This window comes from Nostoc sp., assembly GCF_036917815.1.
GTDB lineage: Bacteria > Cyanobacteriota > Cyanobacteriia > Cyanobacteriales > Nostocaceae > Nostoc.
On the sequence record NZ_JBALEK010000065.1, the window covers coordinates 254,314 to 279,992 of the forward strand.

Sequence of the window (25,679 nt, forward strand, 5' to 3'; positions counted from 1 at the left end):
AAGCCTGTAATTCAGTATTATGTAAAGAGATGTAAATAAATGTAAATAGTACGATGCAGGATAAAGTCGTTGTGATTGTCGGTGCTACTGGTGGTATTGGTTCAGCTTTAACACACAAACTTGCGCCGACTGGAGTCCGATTGGTACTGGCTGCCAGAGATGGGGTTCGTTTAACAACACTGGCTGCTGATTTACCAGGTGAAGTTTTGAGCGTTCCCACCGATATTACTGACCCCCAACAGGTAGATACTTTAATTCAAAAGGCGATCGCTGAGTTTGGTCAAATTGATGTTTTAGTGAATGCAGCCGGTGCTGGTATCCTCAAGCCCTACAACAGTCTAGAACCTGCTGATTTAGACAAAATGCTAGATGTCAACTTAAAAGGTAGCTTTTACACCACTCAGGCGGCGGCTGAAGAGATGCAAAAGCGTAAGTCTGGTCATATCTGTAACGTGGTAGGAATTCTGGGCAAGCATTCGATGGCAATGGCGGCGGCTTATTCGGCTTCTAAGTTTGGTGTTGTCGGTTTCAGCAAGTGCATGGCAGAGGAACTCAAGCGTTTTGGTATCAAGTTCACGCTATTCTACTTTGGTGGGGTAGATTCTCCTTTCTGGGATAACGTCAACCTAAAAGTAGACCGGAAAAAAATGCTCAGTCCTGAAACTGCTGCCAATGCGATTTTCTTTGCCCTTTCTGCCCAACCGCAAGCTGTGCCAATGGAAATTAACATTCAACCTGATAGTCATCTGTTTTTTTAAAGTGAGAGCACGCCTAGATAATTATTGCTTAGGAAGGACGTGAAAATCTAGCAAAAAAGACAAAATTTACAGACATATAAACTTTTATGCCGGATTTTCAGTAGCTATGAAAATTGATCACGTTCATTTCTATGTAGAAAACGCCAAAGTATGGCGGGATTGGTTTGTCCACCATCTTGGTTTTCAATCAGTAAGCGATCGCATCATTTCATTTCACACTTGTACAGAAGTGGTGAAAAGTGGCGATGTCTGCTTTTTTCTGTCTTCACCACTATTGCCTACAAGTCCAGTCGCTGAGTTTCTGCGTCAATATCCACCTGGTGTGGCAGATGTCGCTTTTGCTGTGGAAGATGTGGAAGCGGCGATCGCCCTAGCTCAAATGCACGGTGCTACAATTTTACAACCCATCCAGGAACGCCACATAGGTACGGCATTCCTCAAGTGTGCCAAAATTGCCGCCTGGGGTGGACTGACTCATACGTTGATAGAAAGGTCATTGGTCATTTGTCCGTCATCATTTGCAACTAACACAAATGACAACAGTATTACCGCCATAGATCACATCGTGCTAAACGTGGCAGTTGGTGAATTAGAGTCTGCTGTCGCTTGGTATGAAAAGATCCTAGATTTTCAACCCCAGCAAGCATTTAAAATTAAAACCAATCGCTCTGCTTTACATAGCCAGGTGATGGTTTCGCGCAACGGTAGCGTCCAATTGCCAATTAATGAACCGGCTTCCAGGAATTCTCAAATTCAGGAATTTCTCGATGTTAACCGGGGTCCAGGAATTCAACATATTGCCTTGCGGACGACTAATATTGTGAGTGCGATCGCTAAATTTCGGGCAACTGGTTTATCCTTACTCTCAGTTCCCCAAAGCTACTACTCGCAGCTAAAACAGCGTCCCGGACTTACCCTATCATCTTTAGAACTGGATGCGATCGCTCAACAGGAAATTTTGGTAGACTGGCAAGAATATACTCCCATAGAAGTACAACAAACCGCGCCCCTACTACTGCAAATTTTCACCCAGCCCATTTTTGAACAGCCGACATTTTTCTTTGAGTTTATTGAACGTCGTTACCAAGCTCAAGGTTTTGGCGAAGGTAACTTTCGCGCCTTATTTGAAGCCATTGAAAGCGAACAAATCAAACGCGGTACCCTGCAATGATGCCTGAGTACAAAATATCCATTGAAATTCAGCCAGACTCCAAAGAAGTTGATTTTGTAGACAAGCAACTTCAAGAATTCAATATAGGCAAAATTGGAGATTACCAATATACGCCACTGTTTCTATTGCTTCGTGATTCCCAAAAAAAGGTAGTGGGTGGCTTGGAGGGTTTTATCGGCTTGGGATGGCTTCATATCAGTACTCTCTGGATTGCAGAGGAGTTAAGAGGTTATGGATATGGAAAAGCACTTCTTTTGGCGGCAGAGCAAGAGGCTGTTAATCGTGGCTGCTTAAACGTATATGTTTTTACTTACAGCTTCCAAGCCCCTGAATTTTATCAGCACTTGGGGTATGAAGTTTTTGGAGAGTTAGAAGATTTTCCTCCAGGTCATCGTCGATACTTTCTTAAAAAGAATTTACAAAAAATCTCATAAACTTAATCTTGGCAACTTCAAAGGCAACGGGTACGCCACCTCTTGGTAGTCCTAATACCAGAACATCTGGGCGATTAGCATAGACAGCTAACTCCCTAGCCAAAACTTGACCCGCAAACCTCCGATCTTTGAAGAGCATGGTGTGACATTCCTGATTTGTTTACAAAAAAAAATAAATATTTACACACATTTTTCCCTGACTATCTATTCACCTTAAACGAACAATGGAGCAAACTCCAAACTTGTTGTTATGGTGATGTTTTCTAAATTAATCTTAGAAAGCTAAATATTCTGTGTCCTCTGACTAACGGAGCGATATCTTTGATCTACAGCTATATCAAACGGATGATTTAGTTTTAATGGACAAAGATTTTGCCTCTTGGGGTGATACCATTTCACCACACAATTGAAAAATGCTATCAGTTTTTCCCACTTCCCAATCTTTACTGTTAAACTTTTACTGAGTATTTTTTTAACTTGATGTTCAAAAATAATTACTTAATTGCTGACAGATACAAAAATCTATGAAAATATAGTGATCATTCAATTGCCAATTCTTTGCCTACCCCCTTTTGCTTACATGTGTTGATACTATCTTTGCATTATCCCTTAATTGTAAATATGAGATAATGCACGATATGTTTATTCGACATATACTACTTAGTAGTACTGAAAAAACATCATCAAAGTTACCCAATTAGCACTTTTGAATAAAATTAATAGGGTATAATCACGGAATATTGCTCAACTCTTTTTGAAACCAAAAGCAGGATTTTTTAATGATTAGCTTAAGTAATTCGGAAAACAGTACAGTTAGCACCATAGCGGCCACTAAGAGGCTGGCAAGGGCGATGATGGTTTCTGGTGGAGAGTTTTCACTGTTATTGGCGTGTTGTAACTGTGTTCAAAGGCAGCAGCAAGTGCTGAATTTGTTAACAGAATTTTCATCAGCAGATATCCACGAAATTTTGCTCTCACCTGGGGCTGACAAACTGTATACAGCTATTACAACTGAAATTGGTGCTACTCAACCTGAAGCTTTGATGGTACGGGGTTTAGAATCTGTAGTGGCAATTAATCAACTAATCATTAGTACCAATATCATGCGAGATGAGTTTCGCAAAGAGTTTCGGTTCCCCTTGGTGTTGTGGGTAAATGATGAAATTCTGCGGAAGCTCATCTGGTTAGCACCCGATTTCAAAGACTGGGCAGCTAGTACTATTAGATTTGATGTACCTAACAATCAGTTAGTTGAATCTGAACAACAAGCCATCAGCGCCTAATATTGCCTGAGATTACTTTCAAAATTTTGTATACGCTAGGTTCAACCGAGCAAAACCTAAGCTATAGTTCTGTAGCGTTCTCTTTTATAATTACTTTTATTGAATCCTCGCTTACGAAAGTGAAGGAAAATAGCTTGCAGGTTATTTTCTCAGATAGGGGTGTGGATTTTTCTCTCCAACAAGCTTCTCATCTAATAAAGCCTTAGCTTCTTAGTTCTTACTTGATTGCTGTCAGGCTATAGGGTGTTGTAATTGAGTGTATTTTCACCCAGTATTTGTATAGCTATTCCCATTCAGATGAGGTACAACATTATATCGCAAGGTGTAGGGGCACGGCAGTGCCGTGCCCCTACGGGTGTACCTTACTAGCTTGGGAAATGCTATATAAGGAACAAATAATTACTATATCAGCGTCTGTCTTTATATATGTTTCAAAAGACAGATATTAAATTAATTCCAACTAGTGAATTTCTGGAATTATATATATTATTATGAAATTTATGCTTAAAAACTACTTCAACAACAATCAAGCGCGAATTTTCACGGCTTTAATTTTGACTGGAATTTTGTCAGTTGCTAGTGGTTTAACACTTGTCAAAGATGCTACGGGTGCTTCTGCAAACTTCTCGCTAGAAACAAGCAACGAATCGATCAAAGACAATATTAAACCAAGCCGCCTGCCGCGTCCAGTAGCTAACGCAGTACTGCAAGATTTAGCCCGCACACAGGAAATTTCTGCCACAGAACTGCAAATTATTGATTATAATCAACAGACTTGGCGCAATGGTTGCTTAGAACTGGCTCAACCTGATGAAATCTGCACGCAAGCGTTAATTCCGGGTTGGCGAATTGTGGTATCTAATGGCAAAGAAAACTGGACTTATCATACTAATCAAACAGGTTCTGTACTCAGGCGGAATCAAAAGGCTAATGAAAGTACACTAGCCCCTGTGCAAATTCCAGTCAGCGAGTTACCACCACCATTAGATCGAGATGTAGTGTTTCGGCAAATCTCCAGTGGTGGCTTGGCTGGCAGAACTTATGAGACTGTTTTACTCAAAGATGGCCGATTGATTCGCGTGCGGATTGGTGATGCCAATGATTCAGAGCGTAGTGTTCGCCGCGTTTCTGTGCAACAGGTGCAACAATTTGTGCGATCGCTAGAACGTTCCAAATTTAGTAAATTCCAGAATTTGAGTTACCCAGCGCCCAGTGGTGCTGCTGATTATATCACCTATACTCTCACCAGCCAAGAGGGTACAGTTCAGTACAACGATATTTCTCGAAATAACCTGCCAAAGAATTTACAGAAAGTAGTCAAAGCCTGGAATCAGCTTGCAGCCAGCGCACAATCATAAACCTCATTAAAGGAGAAGTCAGAATTCTCAATGCAATCAGTGGGGGATTTATACCCACCATTGATAGATAGCGTAGCGTTAGGGATTTCCAAGAAATAAATTATCCAAATCAACGAACCACAGAGACGCAGAGAACACAGAGAGAGGATAAATAGAGAGGGTTTTGTGTCGGTTTTGGGATATTTTTTTATTTGGAAGTCCCTTAGCGAGTCGCACAGAATTCAATTCTGAATTCTGGCTCCTGAATTCTGTCTTGTGATTCTGTCTTGTGATAGTAACTTTTACAAAGTTTGCCCAAACAGGCTTGTATATTGATCAAACATTTGAAAGAATAGCTAAAAGAATCATCAGTGGTACTGAATTGTTAAGTCTTAATTATCAGTGTGATAGTAGAGTGAATGAAAATAATCTGCTATCAAGTGCTTTAATATCATCCAAAAATTACATGGAACAAGTAATTACTTCAATAGCAGATGCTTTGTTAGTAACGAGTCATACAGGAAAAATTAAAAAAGTCAATCGTGCTGCTCAAGAATTATTTGGTTTTCGGGAAGAAGAATTAATTAATCAACCAATATCACTGATTATTGATAATAATCAAGTATTAATAGAAGCTATTTATCAGCATTCTTATTTGAAGCGAAACTTACAGAATTTAGAAGTAGTTTGTCGAACAAAAACTAGAGAAAAGCTGTTGATTGCTTTTTCTTGCTCAGTGATTGTGAAAAAAACAGAAGAACTAGAAGATATTGTCTACATTGGTCGGGATATTACTGCTTGGCAGCGTCGGGAACAGCGTACAAGTGCCCAGTATGCTATCACTCGTATATTATCAGAATCCCAAACTATAAAACAGGTAATTCCGCAAATTTTGCAGTCGATTTGTCAAAATTTGGGATGGGATTTAGGCGAACTTTGGACACCAAATCAATATATTGGCACTTCAGTACAAGGACATAGCCTAAATGCAGTACTAAGATGTGTAGAAATTTGGTCAAGTCGAGTAGTTTCTGTCCGAGAATTTAAAGCAATCACCTGGCAAACTACCTATATACCCAGTGTTGGCTTACCTGGTAGAGTTTGGATCAGACGTTTGCCCTTGTGGATTAAAGATATCGCAGAAGATGAAGACAAAAGGCGATCGCAACCTGCGGCTGAGGCTGGATTGCACGCAGCTTTTGGTTTCCCCATCTTAGACGATAGTGAAATTTTAGGAGTGATGGTTTTCTTTAGTCGGGACGTACAACCAAAAGATAAAGACTTATTGCAAATGGTAGGTTCTATTGGTAGCCAAATCGCCCAGTTTATCAAACGCAAACAAGCAGAAGATGCTCTTGTAGAAAGTGAAGAAAGATATCGAGATTTATTTGAAAATGCTAATGACTTAATTCAATGCGTCAATGCATCTGGTAATTTTTTGTATGTCAATCGTGCATGGCGAGAAAGTTTGGGGTATGGCGAAGCTGAAATTGCGAACATGAGTCTTTTCGATATTATACATCCAGAGTTTAAACAACACTATTTGCAAAGGTTTTATCGCGTGATTTCAGGAGAAAAGCTTGGGGAAGTAGAAGCCGCATTCGTTACTAAAGATGGTCAAACAATCTTTCTAGAAGGTAACATTAACTGTAAATTTGTCGAAGGTCATCCAGTTGCGATTCGCGGCATTTTTCGTAATGTCACCCAGCGACTAGCAGCAGAAGCAGCGCTGCGCCATCAGCAGGAAGAAACCGAACGTTTATTGCTGAATATTTTACCAGCAGCAATCTCAAAGGAACTGAAAGAACAACCAGCTAACATTGCTGAAGACTTTGCTGATGTCACAGTTTTATTTACAGATATCGTCGGCTTTCCCGAAATTGCTGCTTCTATGAGTGCAATTCAACTAGTGAACTTACTCAACGGAATTTTCTCAACTTTCCATCGCCTCACTAAACGATATGGTTTAGAGAGAATCAAGAACATTAGTGATGCTTATATGGTGGTTGGTGGCTGGCCTACACGCCGCTCAGATCATGGTCAAGCGATCGCGCTGATGGCACTGGATATGCAAACTGCGATCGCTCTATTTAATACCGAGAATAATCAAAACTTCAGCATCCGTATCGGCATCCATAGCGGTTCGGTAGTGGCGGGAGTAATTGATCTGAACAAGTTTACTTATGATCTCTGGGGAGATACGGTAAACATCGCTAGCTGCATGGAATCCCAAGGTATTGCTGGTAAAATCCAGGTTACAGAAGAGACTTATAAGTGCTTGTGTGATGAATTTTTATTTGAAAAGCGGGGTGACATTGAAGTTAAAGGCAAAGGGAAAATGACAACTTACTTGTTGATTGGAGGGAAGTCAGAAAAGGGGAGTAGGGAGTAGGGAGTCATGTATATTACAGCAGTTTTCATGTATTTGAACCACAGATATCGTAGGGGCACAGCATGCTGTGCCCCTACAGCGTGGTCTATTTACCTGAAAATAGCTATAAAATTCCCTATTCCTTATTCCCTATTCCCTATTCCCTATTCCCTATTCCCTATTCCCTACTCCCCTAATGACTATTCGGAATCAACCGACCACAAGGATAAGTAGCTGTTTGCTGTGAAGCACTTTCAGCAACGGCTGTGGGAATCTGATCGGATGGTTGGGTTTTAGCTGCTAGATAGTCTTTTTGCAGTTTATCGAAAATGGCTTCTCGCTTGTCGTATATCCGCTTCAGGGGACGAGGCTGGCATTTGTTCAAAACGTATGCTGTCACCAATGGTAGAGCGATGGTGCTATCGGTATAACAAACGATTGTGTTAGGTAACTCATCTGGGTCAATCTTACCCCAACTGACAGCTTCCGATGGGGTTGCTCCAGACAAACCGCCTGTATCTGGACGCGCATCAGTAAACTGCACAAAGTAATCGTGTCCTCGTTCTTCTAACCCCAAGACTTCGTGAAGTTGCGGTTGAGTTTGTAGCAAAAAGTTCTTAGGACTACCGCCACCAAGAATTACAGCCGCACTTTTACCACCTGATTCACGGGCATTATATGCGATCGCTGCTGTCTCATTTACATCAATTGATGGATCTATCACCAATTGCGAACCTTCTAAAGCTAAAGCCGCCACGTTCATCCCAATTGAGCTATCTCCTGGTGAAGACGTATAAATGGGTACGCCATATTCATAAGCTGTAGCAAGCAAGCAGGAATGCTGCACACCCAATTGCTTTTCTACTTCCCGGACATATTTACCCAGTAAATGGTGAAACTCAGCCGTTCCCATCCGCTTTTGAAACGCTTCTCCTTGGAGAATCTTGCGGATGAACGCATCAGTTTCTAATAGCACATCGTAACCAAAGATAATGTCATAAATGCGGATGGTTCCTTCCTGACGCAGTTTCACATCATCCAAAAACGGATTACCAGCAAAGAGTTCAAAACCCAATCCGTAGTGCATATCGTGGTAAAGATTTGCACCAGTGCTAATCATCCAATCAATAAAGCCATTGCGAATTAAAGGTGCAAGGGCTGAAACCCCAAATCCGGCTGGCGTCATCGCACCAGAAAGGCTAACTCCCACGGTGACACCTTCCGTTAACACATCACGAGTCAGTAGTTGGCAGATTTCGCGTAACCGCGCTGAGTTGTAAGCGGTGAAGTATTGATCGATCAAATCCACCACATTGATATCATTTGATATAGGTGTGGGTGCGATTTTTTGACCAAGCTGTTTAGACATTTCGGCACTCCTGAACAGTTAACACGAATCTAATGTTAACTATCTTTCAGCAAATTCTCTCGTCATCTTTAATCGGACTTACGCAAACAATAGCTAAAACCCTGATTTTTAAGTAGGGGCAATTCATGAATTGCCCCTACAGCGTGTAGTTTTGCGTAAGTCCTACCTCAGATGATGAAATTACTGAACCATTGGCACGATAGCAGAGGCTATATTGAACGCACCACCAACTAAGCCTGACGGCTATAGTTGGGGAAACTTTGCGCTAAAAATAGCGTTACCAGAAAAACTGGCGTTCTCAGTGTGTCGTTGGAACTTTTGCCTACGTTCACTCTAGTAAAAAAATTAGTAATATAGCAAATCACTAATAATTACTAATAAAAATTGGTCGTGTCTCTAGGTGGTTTACCTTTTACCGTACCAACTGCATTGTACCACGTACACTGGGTTTCGCTCTCACGAAGTGTAGCGAAGCTTCACCCTACCCATACTGAAAGTTGGGTAGGGACTGCGCTCAACATTTTTTGTTAAAAATCACATCATGGATATGAGTGCATCTACTGTTGATTATGAATCAGCCTACAACAAAATCTTGGCAAGAAGTTCGCGCCGCTTTTCAAAAAATCTGGGGTTATGAAGATTTCCGTCCGCCACAGGGAGAAATTGTCAGCAGTTTATTAGCACAAAAAGATGCGCTGATTATTATGCCCACAGGTGGCGGAAAGTCCATTTGTTTTCAACTTCCTGCACTTCTACAAACAGGATTAACTCTAGTAGTTTCGCCCTTGGTGGCGCTGATGGAAAACCAAGTACAGGAACTACGAGAAAGCCACCAAAAAGCAGCACTTTTGCATAGTGAATTATCTTCATCCCAACGCCGTGCAACTCTGCAAGCTTTGGAACGTCAACAGCTAAGATTACTGTATTTATCGCCAGAAACTTTACTCAGTCCGCCAGTGTGGGAAAAATTATCTCAGCCAGAATTGCAAATTAATGGCTTAATTTTGGATGAAGCCCATTGTTTAGTGCAGTGGGGTGATACTTTTCGCCCAGCTTATCGCAGATTAGGGGCGGTGCGTCCGGCATTGCTAAAATCAAAACCACCAGGAACAAAAATCAGCATTGCTGCTTTTACTGCGACTGCTGACCCGTTAGCGCAAAAAATTATTCAAACAGTTTTACAATTACACCAACCAGAGATTTTCCGTTTGAATCCTTACCGTCCGAATTTGCATCCCAGCGTTCGCATTGCTTGGACACCACGAGGTAGAAAACAACAATTATTAAAGTTTATTCAAAATAGACCGCAACAATCGGGATTAGTTTATGTTCGTACTCGGAGAGATAGCGAAGATTTAGCCCAATGGTTAGCAGAGATGGGTTATGCAACAGCTAGTTATAATGCGGGATTGGGTGCAACCGAACGCCGTGCAGTAGAAGCAAGCTGGTTAGGTGGTAAAATACCTTTTGTGGTATGTACCTGTGCCTTTGGTATGGGGATAAATAAATCAGATGTTCGCTGGGTCATCCACTTTCACGCGCCACATTTGTTATCTGAATATGTGCAAGAAATTGGCCGGGCTGGAAGGGATGGGAAACCGGCAGAGGCGTTAACGTTAGTGAGTGAACCTACGGGATGGCTAGATCCAGAGGATAAGCAAAGACAGGAGTTTTTTCACGAACAAATGCGATCGCAACAACAAATAGCGCAGCAACTTGTGAAAAAATTACCAAAACAGGGAGAAGTGAATGCAGTAACCCGACAATTTCCTGAAGGTGCTACGGCGCTAGCTTTACTCCATAGCAGTGGTAAGTTAAACTGGGTTGATCCTTTTCATTACACCATTGCTCAAAAAGCGGGAAATCAGCCACCGACGCAATTACACGCCGCTAAACAAATGCATCAATATTTGACTACAAAGCAGTGTCGTTGGCAGTTTTTATTAAATGCCTTTGGTTTTGACAAAGAAGCTGCTAACTGGCGTTGCGGACATTGCGATAATTGCCGTCAATAAAGCAGCCTCCTCTTTCTCTGTTGTCTGAACAAACCTGACATTTAGCTAAAATAATTAGATTAATAGTTGACATTGTTAGATGCGATCGGCTAATTTGAACATAGAATCAAGCTCTGAGCTTTAGAGGTCAGATTATGCCTGACGGAGATAAATATCACAGTAAGCTTTCGTGGCGTTATCAGGAGTCTTACCGAGAACTCTGTGAAAGAAAGTGCGATCGCAGCGAAATTGTATGGACTTTGAAAAAGGCGCTTTTGCTGGATATCAAGAAAAGCTACGGTGTCCAGCCTGTTAAACACGCCAAGCGGCTGGGAAAAATTTTGCAAGGGGCTATGGAAAATGCTGGTAAAAATAGCTCTATGGATTGGGCTACTTTAAGTAAAGAGATTCATCGACAGGTAAGACAAGCCGAACTTACAGCAGTTTTCATGTATTTGAACCACATCTATCGTAGGGGCACAGCAATGCTGTGCCCCTACCGCGTGGTCTATTTACCTGAAAATAGCTGTAAGTATTATGAGGAAGAACTACTTCTTCGTAGTTGTAAGGGTATCATTCATGAGTTTCGTTACAACCAAAGAGTAGATACTAGCAATTTGCCAGTAGTTGTAGTAGAACGTTTATTCCAAGAAATTTACAAGTCAAATTTTGAGGAACGTATTCCTCTAACATCCAATCATTATGCTGGTCTTGATCGCATTACCGTTATGGAATGCGTTGAGGCAATCAATCCAGATATTTTGGCTGAGATCAGCAAATGGGCGAAGAAGGCTACTTTGGATGAAGATGTAAAAAACCTGCGACGTTCTCCACGCCAGAAGGTGAAAGAGATAGACCTTGAGGAGAATCTGCTATGAACTATAAACCTTCAACTGAGCAGAAACTTCAAGACAGCGATCGCAACACTTACACCTTAGAATTCAGCCCTGTGTCAAACAGTAACGGATCTGTACGCTTCATTGATCACTCTCAAGGTAAGGAACGAACTGTTGCTCGGCAGGAAAAGGTAGCAAATGAGATTGAATCTATCTTCACTCAACGTTGTCATCTTCTGCGTCTCCGAATTGACATCAGTATGCAGCAGCAGAACAAGTTTTCCCGTGCGCGAGGTGTGGTGTTCACACTACTTGGTACTGCGTGTGCGTATCTTATGGGTCAACGGATTCTCTGTGTTTATGAAAATGGGATCGGGGCTATTAACCTGTTTTACCGCGCATCTGCTGTAGGGCTGGATCACACACGATCTGTTCACCCACTAACTTTGCTTATGGTAGGTGACCTTGTTTCAGAACTTTTAGGGGAAAAATTCCAGGTACAAAACCCATTTCTCTTCTGGACTAAAGTCCAAATGTGCAAAGCATTGGCTGAAGATGGAAGAAACGACCTCGCATCGCTAACTATGTCATGCGATAGTCCACATCGTAAGTCTCAGCAGCCCACACAGTGTGGTTATTGCTCCTCGTGTCTTTTGAGGCGACAAGCCCTTGCCGCAGCTAACATAGAAGATAAGACTCCTTATATAGTGCTTTATGAAAAACGCTCAGATAAGGATCGGAGCGAGGCTTTCCTGAATATGCGTGAGCAAGTCCGCATCCTCAATAACCTGCTCAGTATCTCAGGTGAAACTAGCGATCGCTGGCAAGCTTTGACAAGAAGGTTTTCAGATTTGGAAGATATAGTTGATCGAACTACTGCTGCTGAAAACCTATTACCCTTGGATATGCGGAGTCGGCTGATTCAGCTTTATCAAACTTACGTTGCTGAATGGGATACTGTAGAATCCCGAATTTCAGGCGGTCTTTTGAATAATGCTTAGTCACAGATCAACACGCTTGAGGGAAAATGTTATGACTACCAATATCCTAGATAATATAGACCTGCGGACGTTGGGGGAACTCCTAGAACAGGCGCGTAAAAAGTGCGGCATGACTCAGGCTGATGCAGCGAAGGTCATTGATGTTTCACGTACAACTATGGTTGCTATCGAGAAAGGGGAGCGCCGTATTAAGTCAACTGAACTGGTTAAGCTTGCCCGTGCCTACGGATTCTCTGTTAGTGACTTTGTTAGTCCGCGCCCTGTAGTGCAACCATTTGAAGTGCAGTTCCGCGCAGTTTATCAACGCAGTGAGAAGGAAGAGGCGGAAATTAAACCATTCATTCTTCAGCTAGAGGAATTGTGCCAAAATTATCTAGAACTTGAGAAGATTATAGATGCACCACTACCGCAGAACTACCCTTTGGAATATGAAGTGAAAAATCTGCCGATCAAGGCTGCTGCGGAAAACATAGCAGTTGTCGAGCGTCAACGTCTTGGACTAGGGGACGGTCCCATTCCACGTTTTCGGGACATTCTAGAGCAAGATGTGGGATTCCGTATTTTCTATTTAAAGATGCCCACAAAATACTCAGAAGTGTATAGCTACAACGAAGAAATCGGCGGTTGCATGGCTATTAACGCTAATCACCCAGAAGAGCGACGACGTTGGTCAATGGCTCATGGATACCTTCATTTTTTAGCACATCGGCGCAAACCTGAGTTCCACTTTGATGGACAGTATCAACGAGTTCCAGAAAGCGAGCAATTAGCGGAAACTTTCCCAAAATATTTCCTGATGCCGACCAGTGGATTGCTTAAACGTTTTAATGATATGTGCCGTACACATAGTGAATTTAAATTCACTACAACTAATCTATTTACACTGGCACATTACTATGGTGTTTCTGTGGAAGCACTCGTTCGTCGTTTAGAAGAAATGGAACTTCTGCCTTCAGGAACTTGGAATAAATTGCAATACCGGGGTTTGAAAGTCAGAAAGGTGCAAAAGGAACTTGGCTTAGAGTCAATCCCACAGCGCCCTGATATGATGCCACTTCACTATCAACGTTTGGCAATTGAGGCACTAGATAAGGGACTCGTCACTGAAGGGCGCTTTGCAGATTTTTTCAATATTGACCGCTTAGAAGCCCGCTCTATTGCAGAGAAATTGCGAGATAAATTCCAGGAGGATTCAAGTGCAATGTTGCAGGAAACCATTGATTTCGACCTGCGTCAGATGCAGGAATGATGGAAGTGAGAAAATATGTATATTGCTCACTCCCATGTTCTTCTTGATGCCTGTTGCGTTCTAAACTTTTGTGCTTCGGGCAAATTTCTTGACATCTTGAAATCAATTTCTGCTGAAGTTGTAGTCACAACAGTTGTGCAAGAACGTGAGTTAAAGACGCTCCAACGACTGAAAGATGAGGAGAACGAGGGTGCGACTCAATTCGAGGCAGCCATTGCACAGGGTTTACTTACAGTTGTGGATTTCGAGTCAGAAGAAGAGGTGGAATCTTATGTAAACTACGCTGCAATTCTCAAAGATGATGGCGAGTCCGCAACCTGTGCGATCGCCATTCATCGAGGATGGGCGATCGCAACTGACGACAAGCGGGCGATCGCCTTTTTTCAACAGACGGCACCATACCTTCAGGTTCTATCAACGCCAGGTATAATTAAACATTGGTCAGAGGAAGCAGGTGTTGATTCCTTGGCACTACGCGATGTGCTTAATGCAATTCGGGTCAAGGGGCGGTATTCACCGGATAGAAGCCATCCTCTGCGGAGTTGGTGGGAAGGGTCATTCAGGAATAGTTAAATAACTAATGAAGTATCTGGGCCAATCGGAATACCTAGCGTTTGACCATCTTGACTATTTCTCAAAATTTTATCAAGATTATTTCCCAAAAGAGTCATGTCATTTCTCTGTTGTTTAGCCAATGATTTTCCATGTATTGCCCAGGGAATACTATGAGTGTAAATAGATTGATAAAATCGAGAAATGTCTGTATGTAATATATATCGCCCGGCTATCCTATTTTTAGCTCTTTCAACAGGAATTAAGTAGAAATCGAGTACAGGTGAAATAGAACGTTCACGTTGTGGATGAGGAGTATGAGTAGGCTTACTTTTTGAAAAATTAGAACGTTTTGTTATTTGATTAACTGTAGACCAATGAGTATTTAATAAATTAGAAAGTTCTAAGAAAAATACTGGATTTGTAACACCTAAGTTTCTTCTTAATGAGTTGTATCTAACATGATTATGGCTATAAATTTTTGCAGTTTTCTTAGGGTAACGTGGAAACGTTATTTTACTAGAAATAGCAAAGTCAGCTAGGGAAATTGTATTAAAAGGAGGAGGCAGTTCTTTTGGGAAATATCCTCTAGCTATTAAATCTCTCCTATTCATCTTTAATATCTTAGGTTTACAGTATTAACTATAAGATATGTTGCCTTGAAATCTAGACAAAAGCAATGGTAATTGCAGTTAATAGAATGGGGTAACTGTACTCAAGCAAAGTTTTTGTATGTTAAAGAAGCTCCTTCAGCCGCAACTACGCAAGAAAACTGTGCGATCGTCATATTTCAAATATTCCTCAAGCGTTAGACGTTTGCCACGTTGTTGAAACCTTTCAGTAGGTTTGCCACCAACCCGTAGCACCGCTTGCTTCATTTGTTCTTCAGTCACTTCTGGAATGTCAGAAAGATCAATATCCTCATCTTGCATTGCATTAATCCTCTCCCAATCAGTTTGAGATGCTTTGAAAGAAAATGATTTGCTCACATTTAGCTTAAACTCAGTACACTTCATCATGAGTGCCGATATCAATTAGCAAAAGTTCCTCTTCATCAGATTCGATATTTTGCACAAAGTTAAAGACAATGCGACAATCATAATCCACTGAACACGCCCAAGCTCCAGACAGTTTGCCTTTAAGTTTATGGATCTGCAACAGTGGATCAAATGGATCGGCGGTTAGTAGTGCTAACCGCTCTCCAATCCACTCTTGTAATTCTGGCTGTCGTCGTACTAATCGCTTAAATGCTCTTTTAAACGATGATGCCAAAACTACAGTTCTCACTGGCGTAACTCATCCATTATTTGAGTAACGGTTCCCCGGAACACTTTACCCGTCTGATATTCTACTTGTGCTTGAGCAATATTAGCAGCAATTTCAGAACGCCGCCGTTCTGCCAGTCGATGACGTATCAGATCAATTAGTGTTTCTTGTTCATCTACCGATAAGTTTTCGATGCTTTCTAGAACTCGATCTAACCTGGAAACTGAGGTCATTATCTATTGTTACCTTGCTTGCAGTACATAACTATTACATAAATCCTAAAATTGCTGCAAAAACCGCAAATCGCTAGCATACAAGCGACGAATATCATCTATTTGATGTAACACCATTGCAAAGCGTTCTACACCAAAACCAGCAGCAAACCCTGTATAAACTTCTGGGTCATAACCCACAGACTTAAGTACATTTGGATCGACCATACCGCAGCCCATCACCTCCAGCCAGCGCCCATTCCACTGCAAATCTACTTCAGCCGATGGTTCAGTAAACGGAAAATAACTGGCGCGGAAACGAATTGGTAAATCGCCAAATATTGCTTGTAAAAATACCTTAATTGTGCCTTTGAGGTCTGTAAAAGTTAGTCCCTCATCAATGGCTAAAAGTTCTATTTGATGGAAAACTGCTGAGTGAGTCGCGTCTACATTATCTCGCCGATAAACTCGCCCTGGAGCCACAATCCGAATGGGTGGTTCTTCTCTTTCCATGTAACGAATTTGCACTGACGAGGTATGAGTCCGTAAAAGATTACCGTCTGGCAGGTAGAAGGTATCCTGCATATCACGGGCGGGGTGATCAGGTGGAGTATTAAGAGCCTCGAAATTATAGTAATCTGTTTCCATCTCTGGTCCTTGAGCCACGGTGTAGCCCATACCAACAAAGATATCCAGTGCCCGGTCGATAATACCATTGAGGGGATGAATCCGACCTTGGGGGCTGTAAATTCCTGGCATAGTTACATCGAGAGTTTCCGCCTCTAGCAAAGCTTGAATTTGGGCGGATTCTAAGGTAGCACGTTGCTGGTCTAGACTAGTTTGCAGGGATTCTTTAACTGTATTGGCGATCGCTCCAATTTTCGGTCGTTCCTCTGCACTCATTTGCCCCATACTTCGCAACAGTGCCCCCAGTTCCCCTTTTTTACCCAGATAGTTAACTCTGAGTTCCTCCAGACGTTCTAGGGTGTCGGCGGCGGCGATCGCTTTTTCTCCTGACTGCCGCAGTGCTAAAAGTTGAGCTTCTAAATTGCTAGTCATTAGTTATTAGTCATTGGTCATTAGTCATTAGTCTATAGTCAAAAGCTGTGAACTGGTCGATAAATAAACCTCTCAATTAACCAGACAAGCGGCTAGACTTGGGGATTGAGTGACTTGTCTTCAAGGTAGGCAAACTTCTCCCACGGTGTACTAGTGAGTATGTATGTTTTTTGCTGCCTGTGACCTGCGACATTGACAAATGGCTAATAACAAATAACAAATAACTAATGACCAATGACCAATGACTATGAAATTACTAGTTAGCAACGATGATGGCATTTCTGCCTTGGGGATTCGTACCCTAGCCAATTACTTGGCAGAAGCAGGTCATGATGTGAGTGTAGTTTGTCCAGATCGAGAGCGATCGGCAACTGGACACGGGTTAACTTTACACCAACCCATTCGCGCCGAAATTGTTGAAGGGATTTTTCATCCCACGATCAAAGCTTGGGCTTGCGATGGTACGCCTTCAGATTGCGTCAAATTGGCACTGTGGGCTTTGCTAGATACTCCCCCCGATTTGGTTCTCTCTGGTATTAATCAAGGTGCGAACTTGGGAACTGAAATCTTGTATTCCGGTACTGTTTCGGCGGCAATGGAAGGTCTCATTGAAGGCATTCCCAGCATAGCACTGAGTCTTATTAGTCACACATCTAAAGACTTTCAACCTGCTGCTAAGTTTGCCAAAATTCTCGTAGACCAGTTAGCCCAAAAGCCTCTGCCAGATTTAATGTTGCTCAACGTCAATATTCCTCCGGTCAAATGGTCAGAAATTGCCGGCGTTACTCTCACCCGTCAAGGACTGCGGCATTACATTGATGTATTTGATAAACGAGTTGATCCTCGTGGAAAAACTTACTACTGGTTAACCGGAGAGGTAATTGAGGATGTAGAACCGCCAACCGGATTAAATCTGCCTCAAAATGTACCGACAGATGTAGAGGTTGTACGTAACAACCACATCAGTATTACCCCGTTACAATACAATCTAACTTACGCAACTGGGCTAGATAAATTGTCGGACTGGGAATTCAATTTTTCGTGAATTATTTGATTTATCAGGACAAAACTGGAGTAATTCAAATGCATCACAGAAAAATCTAGGCTATAACGTAGGGGCACTCTTGAAATAACTGATACAGAACCACCCCAAAACCGGGAAAATTCTAACTGATAGTATTTCGTCCACATTTACACAATCAGCCAGAAACAGGGTATGCTGTTTTACCAAGAAATTCTCCCTCTACCAAAATCGGTGAGAGAGCATAAACTTAGACAAAATAAGTAGCAATTTTTCCAATTATCGCCCGCTCAGTCCAGCAAGCAATACCATGTCTAGGATAGAGAACCAGTTTAACGTACAATTTTGGGGCGTTCGCGGCAGCATCCCCAGTCCAGGGCCAAACACCGTTCGTTACGGCGGTAATACCCCTTGCATATCAATGCAAGCGGGCGATAAACGCTTAGTTTTCGATGCTGGCACGGGACTACATGTTTTAGGGCAATCTTTGTTGCGCCAAATGCCGTTAGAAGCTCACATATTTTTTACCCACTCTCACTGGGATCACATGCAGGGTTTTCCCTTTTTTACCCCAGGGTTTGTGAAGGGGAATGACTTTCATATCTACGGGGCGATCGCACCTGATGGTTCTACCATAGAACAGCGCCTCAACGATCAGATGTTGCACCCGAACTTTCCCGTACCCTTGCAGATTATGCAAGCCAATTTAAATTTCTACGACATTCGGCCAGGGCAACCAGTCCACATTGATGACGTTACCGTAGAAACAGCACCTTTAAACCATCCAGGTGAAGCTGTAGGATACCGCGTCAATTGGCGTGGTGGTGCTGCTACTTACATCACTGATACCGAACATTTTCCCGACCGACTCGATGACAATGTGCTGTGGCTAGCTCGTAATGCCGACATCTTGGTTTACGATTCTACCTACACAGACGAGGAATATCATTCCCGAAAATCCCCGAAAATTGGCTGGGGACATTCTACCTGGCAAGAAGCGGTGAAAGTGGCACAAGCTGCTAACGTGAAAACTCTGGTGATTTACCACCACGATCCCGCCCACGATGACGACTTTTTGGATGGTGTCGGCAAAGAAGCAGCTGCGAAATTTCCGGGCGCTATTATGGCACGGGAAGGATTGGTACTTCAGATTGCCACCTCAGTAGCTTTATCAGAATCTTTTCCTGTTAGCAAGTTTTCTACCTAAAATTGCGATCGGAGGAATTGGAGATTTTAGATTAGATTGGTGATCAGAGGCTTTCAGCGCGAGAGCATACCTGTTGGCTCCACAGTAAGACAGCGCTGCCCAGAGTTGTCAACCGATTTTGGATTTTGGATTGAAAGAGACCACTGTCTTCTCTACGAGACGCTCCGCGAACTTAGCAAGACGAAGTTCGGGTACTTGGCTCTGACGATTTGAAATTGAGGATTTTGGATTTTTTCGGTCCTAATATGGCGGGGCATGAACCAAAAAATCTAAAATCTAAAATCTAAAATCTAAAATTCGTAGTCAAGTTGATAGCACAAGAAATAAACCATCTTGGGCAACTTCGTGTGGGTTAGGCTTTTGGCTGATAGCTAAAAAGGGTGGCATCAATACCCTAGCTGATAGCACAAGACCTGATGGGCAGTTGGTGAATGTCCTCCTGAAGGCGGTTTACCATAGGGTAGCTTCCTGCTGATAGCTAAAATAAACCTAAAATCTCAGAATCCACGTGCTAAATTTGTCTAAAAATGGGTGTTCTGTGCGAGTTGCTTCTTCGAGCGAAGGGCTACTAACGCCGACTGCTGTTGCCCTTGGCAAGTTTGATGGTGTTCATCTTGGTCATCAAAGGGTAATTCAACCAGTCTTGCACGTTGGTAGTCAGCAGTCAAAGGAAAATCAACAACTCACAACAGACAACGGACAACTGACAAATCAAGAGTATACCTACTCAACAGTTGTCACCTTTGACCCCCATCCACAGGAGTTTTTTACGGGTCAACCCCGGACCTTGTTAACGCCACTGGATGAAAAAGTTCAACAATTGCGATCGCTAGGGGTAGAACAACTGGTACTACTGCCTTTTGACAAAGAATTGTCTGCTTTGACCCCCGAAGAATTCGTCGAAAAAATTCTCGTGCAACAACTGCGATGCCAACAAATTAGCATCGGGCAGGATTTTTGTTTTGGCGAAAAGCGCAGTGGCACTGCCAAAGATTTGCAATTAATCGCCGCCAAGCACAATATCCCTGTTACCATCGTTCCCTTACAAACTTATACAGGTGACTCGCCCATCGAAAGTAGTTGTGTCAGTACTACTCCGACTCAAGATGCCCGCATTAGCACTTCATTGATCCGCGAAACCCTTGAGCAGGGAGACATCGAAAATGCAAATCTACTGCTAGGACGCTCCTACACCCTCCTTGGTGTAGTTGTTCAAGGTCAACAGTTGGGCAGAACAATTGGTTTTCCCACAGCCAACCTGCAACTACCAAAAGACAAGTTTTTGCCCCGCCAAGGAGTTTACGCTGTCCGCGTTTTCACTTTCGGTGAAACACCAGATGCCGTTCCTAGTGAGAGCTTAGGCGTAATGAATATCGGTAATCGCCCAACTGTAAATGGTACTTATTCATCTGCGGAAGTACATTTATTGGATTGGTCGGGTGATTTGTATGGTAAAAAACTGGCTGTGGAACTAGTTAAATTTTTGCGCCCTGAACAAAAATTTCCTTCTCTAGAAGCCCTGAAAACACAAATTCAACTTGACTGCGTTGTTGCTAGAGAAGTTTTGAGTGCTGGAGCGCAAACTTAAAAGTTAGGAGTTAGAAGTTAGGAGTTCTGAGTGGGAACAATGTATTTAGGGAAATTGGGCATTGGGCATTGTGAAAACTCTTCCCTCATTTCCCCAATCCCCAATCCCCAGTCCCCAGTCCCCACTCCCCACAACCAATGAGAGAAAAAATCGACGCCTTAACACAAAATCTAGCTCTTGCGATCGTTGGCAAAGCTGAGGCAATACGCTTAGTGCTAGTTGCCTTGTTAGGTGGTGGTCATGCTCTCCTCGAAGATGTCCCTGGTGTTGGTAAAACCCTCCTCGCTAAATCCCTAGCTCGTTCACTGGATGGCAAGTTTCAACGGCTACAATGTACCCCTGATTTACTGCCAACTGATATCACTGGTACCAACATCTGGAACCCAAAAAGCGGCGAATTTACTTTTCTTCCTGGGCCAGTCTTTACCAATGTACTATTAGCTGACGAAATCAACCGCGCTACACCCCGCACTCAGTCAGCGTTGCTGGAAGTTATGGAAGAGCATCAGGTAACTGTCGATGGTGTCTCTCGTGCAGTTCCCCAGCCGTTTTTTGTCATTGCCACTCAAAACCCCATCGAGTATCAAGGTACTTTTCCCCTGCCGGAAGCGCAAATGGATCGCTTTATGTTGTCGCTGAGTTTGGGCTATCCTTCCGAGGCAGAAGAACTCCTGATGCTGCAAAATCTCCAAAAGGGTATGAAGGTTGGCGATTTGCAGCCTTGTCTTACCTTGGTAGAAGTACAGGAATTGCGTTACTTATGCTCTCAAGTAAAGGTGGCGACTTCTTTGCAACAATACATCCTCGAATTGGTGCGGGCAACACGGCAAGATGAGGAAATCGCCCTTGGTGTTAGTCCGCGTGGTACATTAGCATTACAACGGGCAGCCAAAGCGCTAGCTTTTCTATTAGGGCGTGATTATGCCATCCCCGATGATGTGAAATTTCTCGTCCCTCACGTTCTTTGCCATCGCCTTATTCCTAGAGGAGGACGCAACGCTAGAACTGTTGTTGAGCGATTATTGCGATCGGTTTCTATTCCTTAAGGTGTCGCGGAAGTCCCCACCTTCAATGTACTCATAATACGAAGACAAGAGAGGCTGTTCCCGATGAATTGGGAAGCGTTGCGGATATGAAAGATGCGTTGCTTGCCAAAACTACTTACGCAAAATCACAAAACACTGCCAATACTCCGTAAGTCTTATGATTAGCACAAGCGCCACTTTTAAATATCTGGGAATGTGAGGAATGTCAATTTTTGTTAAGCGCAAAACCCGCGATGGGCTACGCCAACGCCAAACGCTACAGCAAAGTGCCGAACGTGAATTCAAACGCCAATTTTTCGGTTTACTTTTGGTAATTATCACCTGGAGTTTAGCTATGGGCTGGCTTCTAGCTTTGGCAACTAACGCCCAAAGTGCTACTCCTTCCGCCGAAATTGGCACTGTTGATGTCGTACCTGCACAATACAAACTAGGGCAAGAACTGTATTTAGAAAACTGCTCCACCTGCCACATTGCCATACCACCAGCCGTTTTACCTACCCAAACTTGGAAAAATCTTCTGGAAGACTCGCAGCACTACGGCGCACAACTTAAGCCTTTAGTCGATCCGCCACGCATTTTGGTGTGGAAATATCTTTCGACTTTCTCCCGTGTCAAACTAGACGATGAAGAAACACCATATCGCCTCAGCAACTCGCGTTATTTCAAAGCTTTGCATCCAGGAGTTAAGTTATCACGTCCCGTCCAGCTTGGCAGTTGTGTCAGCTGTCATCCCAGTGCTAATGATTACAATTTCCGCCGCCTGACAGCAGAATGGAAGTGAAGAGAGAGAAGTTAGGAGTGCGAAGTTAGGAGTTAGGAGTTGAAAAATTCATAACTCCTAACTCCTAACTCTATTCCCCCACTCCCTCTCCGGCATCATCTGGGGGCAAAATGATACTATGAAGAAAGAGTAAATATAAGATAAGAGTTAAAATCAATCATTTAGTAAACTGATTGACTAGTTTTTCTCCTGTTTTTGAGGTAATTCTCATTTCAGACCCATCCACAACCAAGACGTTTGGGCTGGGTTAAATGTTTATACATCAATGCCGACCCTTTAATTCCCATCCCCCTTGATTCAGTTCTATAACCTGCCATGCTAAAACTTTTGTTGGGCGACCCCAACGCTCGTAAGCTTAAAAAATACCAACCTTCTGTTACGGAAGTTAACCTTTTAGAGGAAGAAATTAAGCCTCTTTCCGATGATGAGTTAAAAGGTAAAACCGTCGAATTTAAGCAACGCCTCGCCAAAGGCGAAGCCTTGGATGACATCTTGCCAGAAGCTTACGCCGTTGTTCGGGAAGCAGCACAGCGTGTATTAGGCTTGCGGCACTTTGATGTCCAACTCCTTGGCGGGATCATTTTGCACGTAGGGCAAATTGCTGAAATGAAAACCGGTGAGGGTAAAACACTAGTCGCCACCTTGCCGAGTTATTTAAATGCCCTAACTGGTAAAGGTGTACATGTCATCACTGTGAACGATTACCTCGCTCGTCGTGATGCTGAATGGATGGGACAGGTGCATCGGTTCTTGGGGCTGACTGTAGGGCTAATTCAGTCAACCATGACTCCCAGTGAACGCCAGAAAAACTACGACTGCGATATCACTTATGTTACCAACAGTGAGGTCGGCTTCGACTACCTGCGGGATAATATGGCGACATCAATGGCAGATGTGGTGCAACGCCCGTTTAATTATTGCGTAATTGACGAGGTAGACTCGATTTTAGTTGATGAGGCGCGGACACCGCTAATTATTTCTGGACAGGTGGAAAGACCGACAGAAAAGTATCTACAAGCTGCGGAAATAGCATTCACACTCAAAAAAGACGAACATTACGATGTAGATGAAAAAGCTCGTAACGTTCTATTGACAGATGAAGGGTTTGCTGAATCGGAAAATCTTTTGGGAGTCACAGATTTATTTGACCCAGAAGATCCTTGGGCGCACTTTGTTTTCAATGCAATTAAAGCCAAAGAACTTTTCCTCAAGGATGTAAATTACATCGTCCGCAATGGTGAAGTAGTAATTGTAGATGAATTTACTGGTCGGGTGCTAGCCGGTCGGCGTTGGAGTGATGGATTACACCAGGCCATTGAAGCTAAAGAACACGTAGAAATTCAGCCAGAGACTCAAACTCTAGCGACAATTACTTATCAAAATATGTTCTTGCTGTATCCCAAACTGGGTGGAATGACAGGAACGGCAAAAACCGAAGAACCGGAATTTGAAAAAATTTACAAATTAGAAGTTGCGGTAATTCCCACCAACCGCGATCGCAGACGAGAAGATTTTTCTGATATGGTCTTTAAGACAGAAGCAGGCAAATGGGGTGCGATCGCTAAAGAATGTGCCGAAATGCACCAACTCGGCAGACCTGTATTAGTCGGAACCACTAGTGTAGAAAAATCCGAGCTTCTGAGCCGATTGCTGAAACAACTAGAGATTCCCCACGAATTACTCAACGCCCGACCGGAAAACGTGGAACGGGAAGCGGAAATCATTGCCCAAGCCGGACGCAAAGGTGCTGTTACCATTGCGACTAACATGGCTGGTAGAGGTACAGACATTATTTTGGGTGGTAACTCCGAATATATGGCACGTCTGAAGCTGCGGGAATACTTTATGCCCCGAATCGTCATGCCAGAAGATGAAGATAGTTTTGGCGTGCAAAGACCAGCCGGATTACCCACAGGACATGGCAGTGGTCAAGGCTTTGTCCCTGGTAAAAAAGTCAAAACTTGGCGGGCTTCACCAGAAATTTTCCCCACCCAGTTGACAAAAGAAACAGAAAAACTACTCAAAGAAGCAGTAGAAATTGCGGTGCGGGAATATGGCGATCGCAGTTTACCAGAATTGGAAGCAGAAGACAAGGTAGCTGTAGCGGCAGAAAAAGCTCCCATCGATGACCCTGTGATTCAGAAATTGCGGTCAGTATATAATCGCATTAAGCAGGAATATGAACAATTTACAACCCGCGAACATGATGAGGTAGTGGGAATCGGTGGTTTGCACGTAATTGGTACAGAACGCCACGAATCGCGGCGGATTGACAACCAGTTGCGCGGACGTGCGGGAAGACAAGGCGACCCTGGAACTACGAGATTCTTCCTTAGTTTAGAGGATAACTTACTGCGGATTTTTGGTGGCGATCGCGTGGCTGGGTTAATGAATGCCTTCCAAGTGGAAGAAGATATGCCCATCGAATCCGGGATGCTTACCCGTAGTTTGGAAGGCGCACAGAAAAAAGTCGAAACCTACTACTACGACATTCGGAAGCAGGTATTTGAGTATGACGAGGTGATGAATAATCAACGTCGGGCGATTTATGCTGAACGCCGCCGGGTGTTAGAAGGTCAAGACTTGAAAGAACAGGTAATTAAATACGCCGAAAAAACGATGGATGACATCGTTGACTTTTACATCAACATAGACTTGCCCTCGGAAGAGTGGGAATTAGAAAAGTTGGTTGAGAAAGTCAAAGAATTCGTCTATTTGCTAGCAGATTTGCAGCCAAATCAATTAGAAGATATGACAGTCGGCGAGATTAAAGCCTTCCTCCACGAACAGGTGCGAATTGCTTACGATCTTAAAGAAGCGCAGATTGACCAAGTTCAACCCGGACTGATGCGCCAAGCTGAACGTTTCTTTATCTTGCAACGCATTGATACGCTGTGGCGGGAACACCTGCAACAAATGGATGCCTTGCGCGAATCAGTGGGATTACGTGGTTATGGGCAAAAAGACCCATTGATTGAGTATAAGAGCGAGGGGTATGAATTGTTCTTGGATATGATGGTTAACATTCGCCGAGACGTTGTGTACTCGTTGTTCATGTTCCAGCCGCAGCCTCAGCAGATGATGCAAGCTTCATCTGAGATGGTGTAAGTAGGGAATATCTCACGCAGTGACGCTAAGAAATCG

The 25,679-nt window shown here is 43.1% G+C and carries 23 protein-coding genes and 1 pseudogene; 17 read left to right on the top strand and 7 right to left on the bottom strand.

What is annotated here, in order from left to right; translation table 11 throughout:
* Positions 1-53 precede the first annotated feature (53 nt).
* From V7K97_RS21100 to V7K97_RS21110, 3 genes are all read left to right on the top strand, one after another.
* Entirely contained in the window at positions 54-758 is a 705-nt protein-coding gene (locus V7K97_RS21100) for an SDR family oxidoreductase (protein ID WP_334802947.1), read from the top strand.
* A gap of 106 nt (positions 759-864) precedes the next feature.
* Positions 865-1,929, top strand: a complete 1,065-nt coding sequence (hppD, locus tag V7K97_RS21105) for a 4-hydroxyphenylpyruvate dioxygenase (protein WP_334802948.1) — start codon at positions 865-867, stop codon at positions 1,927-1,929.
* Entirely contained in the window at positions 1,926-2,363 is a 438-nt protein-coding gene (locus V7K97_RS21110; protein WP_334802949.1) for a GNAT family N-acetyltransferase, read from the top strand. The genes hppD and V7K97_RS21110 overlap by 4 nt, the downstream gene beginning before the upstream one ends.
* 7 nt (positions 2,364-2,370) lie before the next feature.
* Here V7K97_RS21110 and V7K97_RS21115 read toward each other — a convergent pair.
* Positions 2,371-2,502, bottom strand: a pseudogene (locus V7K97_RS21115) (phosphoribosyltransferase); the annotation flags it as partial.
* A 640-nt stretch (positions 2,503-3,142) separates the two neighbouring features.
* On the opposite strand from V7K97_RS21115, the gene V7K97_RS21120 reads away from it, so the two are divergent.
* The 3 genes from V7K97_RS21120 (at position 3,143) to V7K97_RS21130 (ending at position 7,375) form a co-directional block, all read left to right on the top strand.
* The gene (locus tag V7K97_RS21120) at positions 3,143-3,646 is read left to right on the top strand and encodes a hypothetical protein (protein WP_334802950.1); all 504 of its coding nucleotides are present in this window, start codon (positions 3,143-3,145) and stop codon (positions 3,644-3,646) included.
* Between the two features lie 491 nt (positions 3,647-4,137).
* Complete coding sequence (locus V7K97_RS21125) at positions 4,138-5,004, top strand: hypothetical protein (RefSeq protein WP_334802951.1); 867 nt, start codon at positions 4,138-4,140, stop codon at positions 5,002-5,004.
* 445 nt (positions 5,005-5,449) lie between these two features.
* On the top strand, positions 5,450-7,375 hold the full coding sequence (locus tag V7K97_RS21130; RefSeq protein ID WP_334802952.1) for an adenylate/guanylate cyclase domain-containing protein: 1,926 nt from the start codon (positions 5,450-5,452) through the stop codon (positions 7,373-7,375).
* 172 nt (positions 7,376-7,547) lie between these two features.
* Here V7K97_RS21130 and V7K97_RS21135 read toward each other — a convergent pair whose 3' ends face one another.
* Positions 7,548-8,723 (bottom strand): homospermidine biosynthesis protein, encoded by a 1,176-nt coding sequence (locus V7K97_RS21135; RefSeq protein WP_334802953.1) that lies wholly within the window; start codon positions 8,721-8,723, stop codon positions 7,548-7,550.
* Between the two features lie 569 nt (positions 8,724-9,292).
* Here V7K97_RS21135 and V7K97_RS21140 point away from each other — a divergent pair.
* The 5 genes from V7K97_RS21140 (at position 9,293) to V7K97_RS21160 (ending at position 14,376) form a co-directional block, all read left to right on the top strand.
* Positions 9,293-10,738, top strand: coding sequence for a RecQ family ATP-dependent DNA helicase (locus V7K97_RS21140; RefSeq protein ID WP_334802954.1), 1,446 nt, complete (start codon positions 9,293-9,295; stop codon positions 10,736-10,738).
* 134 nt (positions 10,739-10,872) lie between these two features.
* On the top strand, positions 10,873-11,595 hold the full coding sequence (locus V7K97_RS21145) for a hypothetical protein (protein ID WP_334802955.1): 723 nt from the start codon (positions 10,873-10,875) through the stop codon (positions 11,593-11,595).
* Positions 11,592-12,554 carry a 7-cyano-7-deazaguanine synthase gene (locus V7K97_RS21150; protein ID WP_334802956.1) on the top strand — a complete coding sequence of 321 codons (963 nt, stop codon included), beginning with the start codon at positions 11,592-11,594 and terminating at the stop codon, positions 12,552-12,554. The genes V7K97_RS21145 and V7K97_RS21150 overlap by 4 nt, the downstream gene beginning before the upstream one ends.
* 31 nt (positions 12,555-12,585) lie before the next feature.
* The gene (locus V7K97_RS21155) at positions 12,586-13,803 is read left to right on the top strand and encodes an XRE family transcriptional regulator (protein ID WP_334802957.1); all 1,218 of its coding nucleotides are present in this window, start codon (positions 12,586-12,588) and stop codon (positions 13,801-13,803) included.
* Between the two features lie 15 nt (positions 13,804-13,818).
* Positions 13,819-14,376: a hypothetical protein gene (locus V7K97_RS21160; protein ID WP_334802958.1), complete on the top strand. Its 558-nt coding sequence runs from the start codon at positions 13,819-13,821 to the stop codon at positions 14,374-14,376.
* On the opposite strand, the gene V7K97_RS21165 is transcribed toward V7K97_RS21160, so the two are convergent.
* From V7K97_RS21165 to pheS, 5 genes are all read right to left on the bottom strand, one after another.
* Positions 14,373-14,969 carry an RNA-directed DNA polymerase gene (locus tag V7K97_RS21165; RefSeq protein WP_334802959.1) on the bottom strand — a complete coding sequence of 199 codons (597 nt, stop codon included), beginning with the start codon at positions 14,967-14,969 and terminating at the stop codon, positions 14,373-14,375. The two genes, V7K97_RS21160 and V7K97_RS21165, sit on opposite strands and share 4 nt — an antisense overlap.
* Before the next feature lie 135 nt (positions 14,970-15,104).
* A complete protein-coding gene (locus V7K97_RS21170; protein WP_334802960.1) occupies positions 15,105-15,287 on the bottom strand; it encodes a hypothetical protein in 183 nt (60 codons plus the stop codon).
* A gap of 70 nt (positions 15,288-15,357) precedes the next feature.
* Positions 15,358-15,642 carry a type II toxin-antitoxin system RelE/ParE family toxin gene (locus V7K97_RS21175; RefSeq protein WP_334802961.1) on the bottom strand — a complete coding sequence of 95 codons (285 nt, stop codon included), beginning with the start codon at positions 15,640-15,642 and terminating at the stop codon, positions 15,358-15,360.
* The gene (locus V7K97_RS21180; protein WP_334802962.1) at positions 15,639-15,854 is read right to left on the bottom strand and encodes a hypothetical protein; all 216 of its coding nucleotides are present in this window, start codon (positions 15,852-15,854) and stop codon (positions 15,639-15,641) included. The genes V7K97_RS21175 and V7K97_RS21180 overlap by 4 nt, the downstream gene beginning before the upstream one ends.
* A gap of 45 nt (positions 15,855-15,899) precedes the next feature.
* The gene (gene pheS / locus V7K97_RS21185) at positions 15,900-16,892 is read right to left on the bottom strand and encodes a phenylalanine--tRNA ligase subunit alpha (protein ID WP_334802963.1); all 993 of its coding nucleotides are present in this window, start codon (positions 16,890-16,892) and stop codon (positions 15,900-15,902) included.
* Between the two features lie 247 nt (positions 16,893-17,139).
* Here pheS and surE point away from each other — a divergent pair, with 247 nt between their 5' ends.
* From surE to secA, 6 genes are all read left to right on the top strand, one after another.
* The gene (gene surE, locus V7K97_RS21190; protein ID WP_334802989.1) at positions 17,140-17,937 is read left to right on the top strand and encodes a 5'/3'-nucleotidase SurE; all 798 of its coding nucleotides are present in this window, start codon (positions 17,140-17,142) and stop codon (positions 17,935-17,937) included.
* Between the two features lie 286 nt (positions 17,938-18,223).
* Positions 18,224-19,120 (top strand): MBL fold metallo-hydrolase, encoded by an 897-nt coding sequence (locus tag V7K97_RS21195; RefSeq protein WP_334802964.1) that lies wholly within the window; start codon positions 18,224-18,226, stop codon positions 19,118-19,120.
* Positions 19,121-19,628: 508 nt separating this feature from the next.
* Positions 19,629-20,708 carry a bifunctional riboflavin kinase/FAD synthetase gene (locus V7K97_RS21200; protein WP_334802966.1) on the top strand — a complete coding sequence of 360 codons (1,080 nt, stop codon included), beginning with the start codon at positions 19,629-19,631 and terminating at the stop codon, positions 20,706-20,708.
* A gap of 137 nt (positions 20,709-20,845) precedes the next feature.
* Positions 20,846-21,754 (top strand): AAA family ATPase, encoded by a 909-nt coding sequence (locus V7K97_RS21205; protein ID WP_334802967.1) that lies wholly within the window; start codon positions 20,846-20,848, stop codon positions 21,752-21,754.
* A gap of 202 nt (positions 21,755-21,956) precedes the next feature.
* Positions 21,957-22,535 (top strand): cytochrome C, encoded by a 579-nt coding sequence (locus tag V7K97_RS21210; RefSeq protein WP_334802968.1) that lies wholly within the window; start codon positions 21,957-21,959, stop codon positions 22,533-22,535.
* 315 nt (positions 22,536-22,850) lie between these two features.
* Positions 22,851-25,643: a preprotein translocase subunit SecA gene (gene secA / locus V7K97_RS21215; RefSeq protein WP_334802969.1), complete on the top strand. Its 2,793-nt coding sequence runs from the start codon at positions 22,851-22,853 to the stop codon at positions 25,641-25,643.
* Positions 25,644-25,679 lie beyond the last annotated feature (36 nt).

Excerpts from the sequence above, each read along its gene's own strand:
- pheS (WP_334802963.1), bottom strand. The coding sequence starts at position 16,892 with ATGACTAGCAATTTAGAAGCTCAACTTTTAGCACTGCGGCAGTCAGGA.
- V7K97_RS21120 (WP_334802950.1), top strand. The coding sequence starts at position 3,143 with ATGATTAGCTTAAGTAATTCGGAAAACAGTACAGTTAGCACCATAGCG.
- secA (WP_334802969.1), top strand. The coding sequence starts at position 22,851 with ATGCTAAAACTTTTGTTGGGCGACCCCAACGCTCGTAAGCTTAAAAAA.
- V7K97_RS21210 (WP_334802968.1), top strand. The coding sequence starts at position 21,957 with ATGTCAATTTTTGTTAAGCGCAAAACCCGCGATGGGCTACGCCAACGC.
- V7K97_RS21100 (WP_334802947.1), top strand. The coding sequence starts at position 54 with ATGCAGGATAAAGTCGTTGTGATTGTCGGTGCTACTGGTGGTATTGGT.
- V7K97_RS21145 (WP_334802955.1), top strand. The coding sequence starts at position 10,873 with ATGCCTGACGGAGATAAATATCACAGTAAGCTTTCGTGGCGTTATCAG.
- V7K97_RS21160 (WP_334802958.1), top strand. The coding sequence starts at position 13,819 with ATGTATATTGCTCACTCCCATGTTCTTCTTGATGCCTGTTGCGTTCTA.
- V7K97_RS21125 (WP_334802951.1), top strand. The coding sequence starts at position 4,138 with ATGAAATTTATGCTTAAAAACTACTTCAACAACAATCAAGCGCGAATT.
- V7K97_RS21165 (WP_334802959.1), bottom strand. The coding sequence starts at position 14,969 with ATGAATAGGAGAGATTTAATAGCTAGAGGATATTTCCCAAAAGAACTG.
- V7K97_RS21135 (WP_334802953.1), bottom strand. The coding sequence starts at position 8,723 with ATGTCTAAACAGCTTGGTCAAAAAATCGCACCCACACCTATATCAAAT.
- surE (WP_334802989.1), top strand. The coding sequence starts at position 17,140 with ATGAAATTACTAGTTAGCAACGATGATGGCATTTCTGCCTTGGGGATT.
- V7K97_RS21195 (WP_334802964.1), top strand. The coding sequence starts at position 18,224 with ATGTCTAGGATAGAGAACCAGTTTAACGTACAATTTTGGGGCGTTCGC.
- V7K97_RS21205 (WP_334802967.1), top strand. The coding sequence starts at position 20,846 with ATGAGAGAAAAAATCGACGCCTTAACACAAAATCTAGCTCTTGCGATC.
- V7K97_RS21110 (WP_334802949.1), top strand. The coding sequence starts at position 1,926 with ATGATGCCTGAGTACAAAATATCCATTGAAATTCAGCCAGACTCCAAA.
- V7K97_RS21130 (WP_334802952.1), top strand. The coding sequence starts at position 5,450 with ATGGAACAAGTAATTACTTCAATAGCAGATGCTTTGTTAGTAACGAGT.
- V7K97_RS21170 (WP_334802960.1), bottom strand. The coding sequence starts at position 15,287 with ATGCAAGATGAGGATATTGATCTTTCTGACATTCCAGAAGTGACTGAA.
- hppD (WP_334802948.1), top strand. The coding sequence starts at position 865 with ATGAAAATTGATCACGTTCATTTCTATGTAGAAAACGCCAAAGTATGG.
- V7K97_RS21140 (WP_334802954.1), top strand. The coding sequence starts at position 9,293 with ATGAATCAGCCTACAACAAAATCTTGGCAAGAAGTTCGCGCCGCTTTT.
- V7K97_RS21150 (WP_334802956.1), top strand. The coding sequence starts at position 11,592 with ATGAACTATAAACCTTCAACTGAGCAGAAACTTCAAGACAGCGATCGC.
- V7K97_RS21155 (WP_334802957.1), top strand. The coding sequence starts at position 12,586 with ATGACTACCAATATCCTAGATAATATAGACCTGCGGACGTTGGGGGAA.
- V7K97_RS21180 (WP_334802962.1), bottom strand. The coding sequence starts at position 15,854 with ATGACCTCAGTTTCCAGGTTAGATCGAGTTCTAGAAAGCATCGAAAAC.